Genomic DNA, 9,909 nt, shown 5'->3' on the forward strand with positions numbered 1-9,909 from the left:
GATACATCCATGCATTGCCAGACCCTTGTTCTTGGCGCCGGCATCGTCGGCGTCAGCACCGCATTGCACCTGCAGGCTCGCGGGCGCCAGGTGATCCTGATCGACCGTGACGACCCCGGTAGCGGCACCAGCCATGGCAACGCCGGGCTGATCGAGCGCTCCAGCGTGATCCCCTATGCCTTCCCCCGGCAGTTTGGCGCCTTGCTGCGCTATGGCCTGAACCGCCAGCCAGATGTGCGCTACAGCCTGCTGAACCTGCCCAAGGCGGCACCATGGCTGCTGCGCTATTGGCGACAGTCGGCGCCTGGGCGCCTGGCCGGGGCAGCGGCCGACATGCTGCCGCTGGTGCAGCGAAGCGTCGAGGAACACGACGCGCTGATCCAGGCGGCCGGCCTTGAAGGGCTGATCCAGGCCAAAGGCTGGATCGAGGTGTATCGCGACCCGGCGCTGTTCGAACAGGCCAAGGCCGAGCTCAAGGGCCTGGCCCGTTATGGCCTGCAATACGAAATCCTCGAACGCGGCCAACTGCAGGCCCGCGAGCATCAGCTCGACAGTGCCGTGGTCGGCGGCATCCACTGGCTCGACCCGAAGACCGTCAACAACCCGGGCGCCCTTACCCGTGGCTATGCCGCCCTGTTCGTGCAGCGTGGCGGGCAGTTCCTGCATGGCGATGCGCGCAGCCTGCGCCAGGCGGGCAGCCAGTGGCAGGTCGACAGCCAGCGCGGGCCGATTACCGCCGACGAGGTGGTGGCCTGCCTGGGCCCGCAGTCGGGCGAGCTCTACGAGCGCCTGGGCTACCGCATTCCACTGGGCATCAAGCGCGGTTACCACATGCACTACGCCACCCGCGACGGCGCGCAGCTGCAGCATTCGATCTGCGACACCCAGGGCGGCTATGTACTGGCCACCATGGCCCGCGGCGTGCGCCTGACCACCGGTATCGAGTTCGCCGCCAGCGACGCGCCGGGCAACGAAATCCAGCTCAGGCGCTGCGAGGCCCTGGCCCGCAAGCTGTTCCCGGCCCTTGGCGAGCGCCTCGATGACAAACCTTGGCTCGGCCGCCGGCCGTGCCTGCCCGACATGCGCCCGGTGATCGGCCCGGCGCCCCGGCACAAAGGCCTGTGGTTCAACTTCGGCCACGCCCACCACGGCCTTACCCTCGGCCCGGTCAGCGGCCGCCTGGTGGCCGAGCTTCTTACCGGCGAACGCCCCTTCACCGACCCTGCGCCCTACAGCGCGGCACGTTTCGACTGACACCCAGCGGGAGAACAACAACATGACCGCCCCCATGAGCGTTGCCAGCCTTGCCCCCGAACCCGACCCACGCCCGGAGCTGATCCGCATCGAGGGCCTGAACAAGCACTATGGCGCCTTCCATGTGCTGCGCGACATCGACCTGCAGGTGCGCGAAGGCGAGCGCATTGTGTTGTGTGGCCCGTCCGGCTCGGGCAAATCGACGCTGATCCGTTGCATCAACCGCTTGGAGATCGCCCAGCAAGGCAGCATCCAGGTCGCCGGCACCGACCTGGCCGCCAACACGCGCCAGGCGGCCCAGGTACGCAGCGAGATCGGCATGGTGTTCCAGCACTTCAACCTGTTCCCGCACATGACTGTGCTCGACAACTGCCTGCTGGCACCCACCAGTGTGCGCGGCCTGTCGCGCAAGGACGCCGAAGAACGGGCGCGCATGTACCTGAACAAGGTCGGCATCGAGAGCCAGGCGCACAAGTATCCCAGCCAGTTGTCCGGCGGCCAGCAGCAGCGCGTGGCGATTGCCCGGGCGCTGTGCATGAAGCCGCGCATCATGCTGTTCGATGAGCCGACCTCGGCGCTCGACCCAGAGATGGTTGCCGAGGTGCTGGACGTGCTGGTGCAACTGGCTGGCACCGGCATGACCATGCTCTGCGTCACCCATGAAATGGGCTTTGCCCGCCAGGTGGCGGAACGGGTGCTGTTCCTCGAGGGCGGGCAGATCATCGAAGACAGCCCGCCCGAGGTATTCTTCAGCCAGCCGCGCACCGCGCGAGCCAAGGCCTTCCTGGCGCAGATACTCCACTGAGCCGCCGATCATTGCAGCGCTGCAATGATCCAACTGCGTCGTTAAATATTATTGACCTTACCCCCTGCCAAACCCTTGCCGGCTCAGGCCCGCAAGGGTTCAGCCCCCGTATTTCGGCGCCTTAACCGCTTTTTGCTCGTTTGACATATCGAACGGCTCTGGCAAGCTATCTACAAGCCCCGACCGGAATCGTCCACTGACGAGCCGGCAGTGCTCGGGACTTCAGGTAGCACATCAAGGCCAAGAGCCGTGCGCCTGCACGACAACGACAGGCAGAGCCCTGTCATAAGGTGACATATGTCCAACAGCAACATTGGCAACAAGCAACCCTCCCTGCGCAAACCCGTCGTCCTGATGACCATGGGCAGCCAAGAGCGCAAAGGCCATGACTATCAGGTCATGACCCACAAATACATCACCCCGCTGGTCGACTTCGCCGATTGCGTCCCGGTACTGGTGCCTACCTGCTGTGGCATCGAAGACCTCGAGACCTATCTGGACATGGCCGACGGCGTATACCTGACCGGTGCAGGCAGCAACATCGAGCCAAGCCTGTACGGCCAGGAAAACCAGACCCCGGGCAAAGGCCAGGACGTCAACCGCGACCTGTTCGACATCCCGCTGGTCAAGGCAGCGCTCAAGCGCGGCCTGCCAATCTTCGGCATCTGCCGTGGCATGCAGGAAATCAACGTTGCCCTGGGCGGCGACATCTACCAGAAGGTCTACGCCGAACCTGGCTTCAACGACCACCGGGAAAACCCGGAAGATCCGGTCGATGTGCAGTACGCCCAGGTGCATGGTGTGAAGATCAAGCCGGGCAGCTGGCTGCGTGAAACCCTGGGCACCGACGAGATCCGCGTGAACTCGCTGCACGGCCAGGGCCTGCGCAACCTGGGCGCCGGCATCGAGCCGATCGCCCACGCCGAAGACGGCCTGGTCGAGGCGATCCACGCCCCGAGCATCTCGCCGTTCCTGTTTGCCGTGCAGTGGCACCCGGAATGGCAAGCGGCGAAGAACCCTGATTCGATCAAGATCTTCCAGGCCTTCGGCGATGCCTGCCGCGCACAGGTGCGCAAAAGCCAGATCAAGCGCCAACAGGCTGCCTGATAGCCGGTTTCAGCTTCGTTAGCTTTGATCGCGGGGCGGCGCAAGGTCGCCCCCGCTTCCCCGGTCACCCTCTGCTGGTCCCAGAACACTTCCCGTGGAAGCGGGCGGCGGGCGTGTGCCTGTCTCCGCGATCGTTTTTTTTCATTCCCCCGCAAGAGATACGATGACTGCCCTGTGGTTGTCGTAAGATCTTCTGCGCCTGGGAGATCGAGCGCCGCCCGCGCGGCGCATCGCGGATGAATCCGCTCCTACATTTGTTGCAACGTGCCGAACCTGTTACGCCATGGTCGTCTGCCTTGGCGCCTGTCTTAAGCCCTGCATACAGGGCGGACAGCGGTGCCCCCACAGGAGTGATTGGCCCGAAACAGATGTAGCGCCGCCCGCGCGGCGCATCGCGGATGAATCCGCTCCTACATTTGTTGCAACGTGCCGAACCTGTTACGCCATGGTCGTCTGCCTTGGCGCCTGTCTTAAGCCCTGCATACAGGGCGGACAGCGGTGTCCCCACATGAGTGATTGGCCCGAAACAGATGTAGCGCCGCCCGCGCGGCGCATCGCGGATGAATCCGCTCCTACATTTGTTGCAACGTGCCGAACCTGTTACGCCATGGTCGTCTGCCTTGGCGCATGTCTTAAGCCCTGCATACAGGGCGGACAGCGGTGCCCCCACAGGAGTGATTGGCCCGAAACAGATGTAGGAGCGGATTCATCCGCGATGCGCCGCGCGGGCGGCGCTCGATAGGCGCACCCACACACATCCCGAGCCGTACCCCATGGCATCCCCGCAAAAAATTCTGCAAAAGGGACTAGTCATCGCACAGGTTGTACGATAACTTACCTCCAACGCAGAACATCACCTTCACCCCAAGCGCCACAGGATGCCAACAACAATGAATCCACAAGAACTGAAATCCATCCTCTCCCACGGCCTGCTGTCTTTCCCGGTCACCGATTTCAATGCCCAGGGCGACTTCAACCAGGCTGGCTACATCAAGCGCCTGGAGTGGCTGGCCCCGTACGGCGCCAGCGCCCTGTTCGCCGCCGGCGGCACCGGTGAGTTCTTCTCCCTGGCCGCCAGCGAGTACAGCCAGGTGATCAAGACCGCGGTCGACACCTGCGCCAAGTCGGTGCCAATCCTCGCCGGCGTCGGTGGCTCTACCCGCCAGGCCATCGAATACGCGCAAGAAGCCGAGCGCCTGGGGGCCAAAGGCCTGCTGCTGCTGCCGCACTACCTCACCGAAGCCAGCCAGGACGGCGTCGCCGCCCACGTCGAAGCGGTGTGCAAATCGGTCAACATCGGTGTGGTGGTGTACAACCGCAACGTCTGCCGCCTGAACGCCAACCTGCTTGAGCAACTGGCCGAGCGCTGCCCGAACCTGATCGGTTACAAGGACGGCCTGGGTGACATCGAGCTGATGGTGTCGATCCGTCGCCGCCTGGGCGACCGTTTCAGCTACTTGGGTGGCCTGCCGACCGCCGAGGTGTATGCTGCGGCTTACAAGGCGCTGGGTGTACCGGTCTACTCGTCGGCGGTGTTCAACTTCATTCCGAAGACCGCGATGGACTTCTACCACGCCATCGCCCGTGACGATCACGCCACCGTGGCCAAGCTGATCGACGATTTCTTCCTGCCGTATCTGGACATCCGCAACCGCAAGGCTGGCTACGCCGTGAGCATCGTCAAGGCCGGTGCCAAGATCGCCGGTTACGACGCAGGCCCGGTACGCACCCCGCTGACCGACCTGACCGCAGAAGAGTACGAAATGCTCGCAGCGCTGATGGACAAGATGGGTCCGCAATAAGCGCACCCCGCGGCCTGCCATTGCCGCATCCGGAGTGGGCCCGCCCCGCTCCGGCTACAACTCGTGAGCCCGCACAAAAATAACTAGTGGGAGTATTACCAGCATGCAAGCGACTAAAAAGACGCATGTGCGCTACCTGATCCTGTTCATGCTGTTTCTGGTGACCACGATCAACTACGCAGACCGAGCAACCATCGCCATCGCAGGCTCCAGCCTGCAGAAAGACCTCGGCATCGACGCCGTCACCCTTGGTTATATTTTCTCCGCCTTCGGATGGGCTTACGTGGCCGGGCAAATCCCCGGTGGCTGGCTGCTGGACCGCTTCGGTTCGAAGAATGTCTACGCCTTCAGTATCTTCACCTGGTCGCTGTTCACCCTGCTGCAGGGCTTTGTCGGCGGCCTGCCGGTGGCCTGGGCAGTGGTGACACTGTTCACCCTGCGCTTTCTCGTCGGCTTTGCCGAAGCCCCGTCGTTCCCGGGCAATGCCCGTATCGTCGCGGCCTGGTTCCCGACCCAGGAACGCGGTACCGCCTCGGCGATCTTCAACTCGGCGCAGTACTTCGCCACCGCACTGTTCGCCCCGATCATGGGCTGGATCGTGTTCAGCTTCGGCTGGGAGCACGTGTTCGTGGTCATGGGTGCACTGGGCATCGTGTTCTCCATGGTGTGGCTGAAGACCATCTACAACCCGCGCCAGCACCCACGCATCAGCCAAAGTGAACTCGAACATATCGAGCAGAACGGCGGCCTGGTCGACATGGACCAGAAGCGCGGCAACGACGGCCCGAAATGGGGCTACATCAAGCAACTGCTGACCAGCCGCATGCTGCTGGGCGTGTACCTGGGCCAGTACTGCATCAACGCCATCACCTACTTCTTCCTCACCTGGTTCCCGGTGTACCTGGTGCAAGAACGTGGCATGACCATCCTCAAGGCCGGCTTCATCGCCTCACTGCCGGCGGTGTGCGGCTTCATTGGTGGCGTACTCGGTGGAGTGATCTCGGACTGGCTGCTGCGCCGCGGCAACTCGCTGACCTTCTCGCGCAAGCTGCCGATCGTCTGCGGCCTGTTGCTGTCGACCACCATGGTGTTCTGCAACTATGTGGACGCTGAGTGGATGGTGGTCGGTTTCATGACCCTGGCGTTTTTCGGCAAGGGCATCGGTGCACTCGGCTGGGCCGTGGTGGCAGACACCTCGCCCAAACAGATCGCCGGGCTGTCCGGTGGCCTGTTCAACACCTTCGGCAACATCGCGTCGATCACCACGCCGATTGTCATCGGTTACATCATCAGCGCCACCGGCTCGTTCAAGTGGGCCCTGGTGTATGTGGGCGCCAACGCCCTGGTAGCGGTGTTCAGCTACCTGGTGATCGTCGGCCCGATCAAGCGTATCGAACTGCGCGAAGATGCCCCAAAGCCACAGCCTGAGCCAGCCGCCAACGGCGAACTGGCCAGCTCGCGGCACTGAGTGAACACGCCCGCGCCGGCCAAAGCCTGCGCGGGCGGATGTACAAAAAGCCTGAGAACCTGACAAGTAGGGCCCAAACATGCAGTTGATCGAACATTCCGACTCGCCCCGCTACGTCCGCCTGCACGACGACGATAACGTCGTGGTGGTGGTCAACGACGGCGGCCTGGGCGAAGGCGCCCGCTTCGCCGATGGCCTGACCCTGGTCGAAGGCGTGCCACAGAGCCACAAGGTGGCCACCGTGCTGATCGCCAAGGGCGAGCCGGTACGCCGCTACGGGCAGATCATCGGTTATGCGCTGGAAGACCTGCGCCAGGGCAGCTGGGTGCAGGAAAGCCAGCTGGCCATGCCTGCCGCCCCGGAGCTGGACAGCCTGCCGCGCTGCGACGCGGTACCGGATGCCCTGCCAGCGCTGGACGGTTTCACTTTCGAAGGCTACCGCAACGCCGACGGCACCGTCGGCACCCGCAACATCCTCGGCATCACCACCACCGTGCAATGCGTGACCGGCGTGCTGGAGCACGCGGTCAAGCGTATCCGCAGCGAACTGCTGCCCAAGTACCCCAACGTCGATGACGTGGTCGCCCTCACCCACAGCTACGGCTGCGGCGTGGCGATCAACGCCCGCGACGCCTATATCCCGATCCGCACCGTGCGCAACCTGGCGCGCAACCCCAACCTGGGCGGCGAAGCGCTGGTGATCAGCCTGGGCTGCGAAAAGCTCCAGGCCGGCCAGGTGATGCACGACAACGACCCGTCGGTGGACCTCAGCGAACCGTGGTTGTATCGCCTGCAGGACGCCAGCCTCGGCTTCGGCGAGATGATCGAGCAGATCATGGGCCTGGCCGAAACCCGACTGAAGAAACTCGACCAGCGCCGCCGCGAAACAGTGCCCGCCAGCGAGCTGATCCTCGGCATGCAGTGCGGCGGCAGTGACGCGTTCTCTGGCATTACCGCCAACCCGGCACTGGGTTTTGCCGCCGACCTGCTGGTACGGGCCGGCGCCACCGTGCTGTTCTCGGAGGTGACCGAAGTACGCGACGCCATCTACATGCTCACTTCGCGCGCCGAAAACCAGGAAGTCGCCGATGCCTTGGTGCGCGAAATGGACTGGTACGACCGTTACCTGCAACAAGGCGCGGCAGACCGCAGCGCCAACACCACGCCGGGCAACAAGAAAGGCGGCCTGTCGAACATCGTCGAGAAGTCCCTCGGCTCGATCGTCAAATCCGGCAGCGGCGCCATCCAGGGCGTGCTTGGCCCGGGCGAGCGGGTCAACCGCAAGGGCCTGATCTTCTGCGCAACCCCAGCCAGCGACTTCGTCTGCGGCACCCTGCAACTGGCCGCTGGGATGAACCTGCATGTGTTCACCACCGGCCGCGGCACGCCGTATGGCCTGGCCATGGCGCCGGTGGTCAAGGTCTGCACCCGTACCGAGCTGGCCCAACGCTGGCCAGACCTGATCGACATTGACGCCGGGCGCATCGCCACCGGCCGCTCGACCATCGAAGCGCTGGGCTGGGAGCTGTTCCATTACTACCTGGACGTGGCCAGTGGCCGCAAGCAGACCTGGGCCGAACAGCACCGCCTGCACAACGACATCACCCTGTTCAACCCGGCACCGATTACCTGATGAGTCGGGCTGGCTCGCTACCCCATGTGTCGCGGTCCCTGTGGGAGCAGGTTTACCCGCGAAGCAGGCGACTCGGTGGATGGCACCGGCTTCGCCGGTGTTCGCGGGTAAACCCGCTCCCACAGGGGCCAGTCACGCCTGCCTGAATAGTCTTCACCCTTCAGCTACTTCTACAGGAGCACCCCATGCCTGAGATCCTCGGTCACAACTTCATCGCCGGCCAGCGCAGCGCTGCTGGCCCGCAACGCCTGCAGAGCCTGGACGCCACCACCGGCGAGGCCCTGCCCTACAGCTTCGCCCAGGCCACTGAAGGCGAAGTGGACCAGGCAGCCAAGGCTGCCGCCGCCGCATTTGTCGAATTTCGCAACCTGAAACCGGCCCGCCGCGCCGAGTTCCTCGACGCCATCGCTGCCGAACTGGACGAACTGGACGACGCCTTTGTCGCTATCGTCAGCCGCGAGACCGCCCTGCCTGCCGCCCGCATTCAGGGCGAGCGAGGCCGCACCAGCGGCCAGATGCGCCTGTTCGCCCAGGTGCTGCGCCGTGGCGATTTCCTCGGTGCGCGGATCGACCTCGCTCTGCCCGAACGCCAGCCGCTGCCGCGCGTGGACCTGCGCCAGATGCGCATCGGCGTTGGCCCGGTGGCCGTGTTCGGTGCCAGCAACTTCCCGCTGGCCTTCTCCACCGCCGGTGGTGACACCGCCGCCGCCCTGGCCGCCGGTTGCCCGGTGGTGTTCAAGGCGCACAGCGGCCACATGGCCACCGCCGACCTGGTGGGTTGCGCCATCCAGCGCGCCGCCGAGCGCACCGGCATGCCCAAGGGCGTGTTCAACATGGTGTTCGGTGCTGGCGTCGGCGAACCGCTGGTCAAGCACCCGGCCATCCAGGCCGTCGGCTTCACCGGCTCGCTCAAAGGCGGTGATGCCCTGTGCCGCATGGCCGCCGAGCGCCCGCAGCCGATCCCGGTGTTCGCCGAGATGTCCAGCATCAACCCGGTGATCATCCTGCCGGGTGCCCTGGCCAAGCGCGGCGAGTCCATCGCCCGCGAGCTGGCCGGCTCCGTGTGCATGGGGGCCGGGCAGTTCTGCACCAACCCAGGCCTGGTCATCGGCCTGCAATCGGCACAGTACAGCCAGCTGCTCGCCGACCTCGGCCAGCACCTGGACCAGCAAGCCGGGCAAACCATGCTTAACGCCGGCGGCCTACGCAGCTATGTCGGCGGCCTGGAGCACCTGCACGCCCACGCGGGTATCGAGCACCTGGCCGGCCAGGCTCAGCAAGGCAGCCAGGCCCATGCCCAGCTGTTCAAGGCCGATGCCCGCCTGCTGGTGGAGGCCGACCCGCTGCTGCAGGAAGAAGTGTTCGGCCCGACCACTGTGGCGGTCGAGGTCAAGGACCAGGCGCAACTGCGTGACGCCCTGCTTGGCCTGCGCGGCCAGCTGACCGCCACGCTGATCGGCGAGCCGGAAGACTTCGAAGCCTACGCCTGGCTGGTGCCGCTGCTGGAAGAGAAAGTCGGCCGTATCCTGGTCAACGGCTACCCGACCGGGGTGGAAGTGTGCGACGCGATGGTTCACGGCGGGCCCTACCCGGCCACCTCCGATGCCCGCGGCACCTCGGTCGGCACCCTGGCCATCGACCGTTTCCTTCGCCCGGTGTGCTACCAGAACTACCCGCAGGCGCTGCTGCCGGAGGCGCTGCGTGACGGCAACCCACTGGGTCTGCGCCGCCTGGTCAATGGGCAGTGGAGCGAAGGCGCGGTCTGAGTACGAAAAAGGCCCTGCTTGCAGGGCCTTCTTTTTGCCTGTCTCGAGGCATGCGTCGCCTGTGAGACCGAGCG

7 protein-coding genes are annotated in these 9,909 nt (G+C 64.8%); all 7 read left to right on the forward strand.

Annotated features, from left to right (window positions below; translation table 11 throughout):
- The first annotated feature begins 9 nt into the window (after nt 1–9).
- The 7 genes from APH27_RS13845 (at nt 10) to APH27_RS13875 (ending at nt 9,835) form a co-directional block, all read left to right on the forward strand.
- A complete protein-coding gene (locus tag APH27_RS13845; protein WP_060485115.1) occupies nt 10–1,254 on the forward strand; it encodes an FAD-binding oxidoreductase in 1,245 nt (414 codons plus the stop codon).
- A gap of 22 nt (nt 1,255–1,276) precedes the next feature.
- Nucleotides 1,277–2,059, forward strand: coding sequence for an amino acid ABC transporter ATP-binding protein (locus APH27_RS13850; protein ID WP_027919047.1), 783 nt, complete (start codon nt 1,277–1,279; stop codon nt 2,057–2,059).
- Nucleotides 2,060–2,356: 297 nt separating this feature from the next.
- Complete coding sequence (locus APH27_RS13855) at nt 2,357–3,166, forward strand: gamma-glutamyl-gamma-aminobutyrate hydrolase family protein (protein ID WP_027919048.1); 810 nt, start codon at nt 2,357–2,359, stop codon at nt 3,164–3,166.
- Between the two features lie 890 nt (nt 3,167–4,056).
- Nucleotides 4,057–4,968, forward strand: a complete 912-nt coding sequence (gene kdgD, locus APH27_RS13860) for a 5-dehydro-4-deoxyglucarate dehydratase (RefSeq protein ID WP_060485116.1) — start codon at nt 4,057–4,059, stop codon at nt 4,966–4,968.
- A gap of 103 nt (nt 4,969–5,071) precedes the next feature.
- Nucleotides 5,072–6,436 carry an MFS transporter gene (locus APH27_RS13865; protein WP_027919050.1) on the forward strand — a complete coding sequence of 455 codons (1,365 nt, stop codon included), beginning with the start codon at nt 5,072–5,074 and terminating at the stop codon, nt 6,434–6,436.
- A gap of 79 nt (nt 6,437–6,515) precedes the next feature.
- Nucleotides 6,516–8,069: a galactarate dehydratase gene (gene garD, locus APH27_RS13870; protein WP_060485117.1), complete on the forward strand. Its 1,554-nt coding sequence runs from the start codon at nt 6,516–6,518 to the stop codon at nt 8,067–8,069.
- A gap of 185 nt (nt 8,070–8,254) precedes the next feature.
- A complete protein-coding gene (locus APH27_RS13875; protein ID WP_060485118.1) occupies nt 8,255–9,835 on the forward strand; it encodes an aldehyde dehydrogenase (NADP(+)) in 1,581 nt (526 codons plus the stop codon).
- The last annotated feature ends 74 nt before the right edge of the window (nt 9,836–9,909 follow it).

The sequence above is a fragment of the Pseudomonas sp. NBRC 111123 genome (assembly GCF_001320205.1).
Classification (GTDB): Bacteria; Pseudomonadota; Gammaproteobacteria; order Pseudomonadales; family Pseudomonadaceae; genus Aquipseudomonas; species Aquipseudomonas putida_J.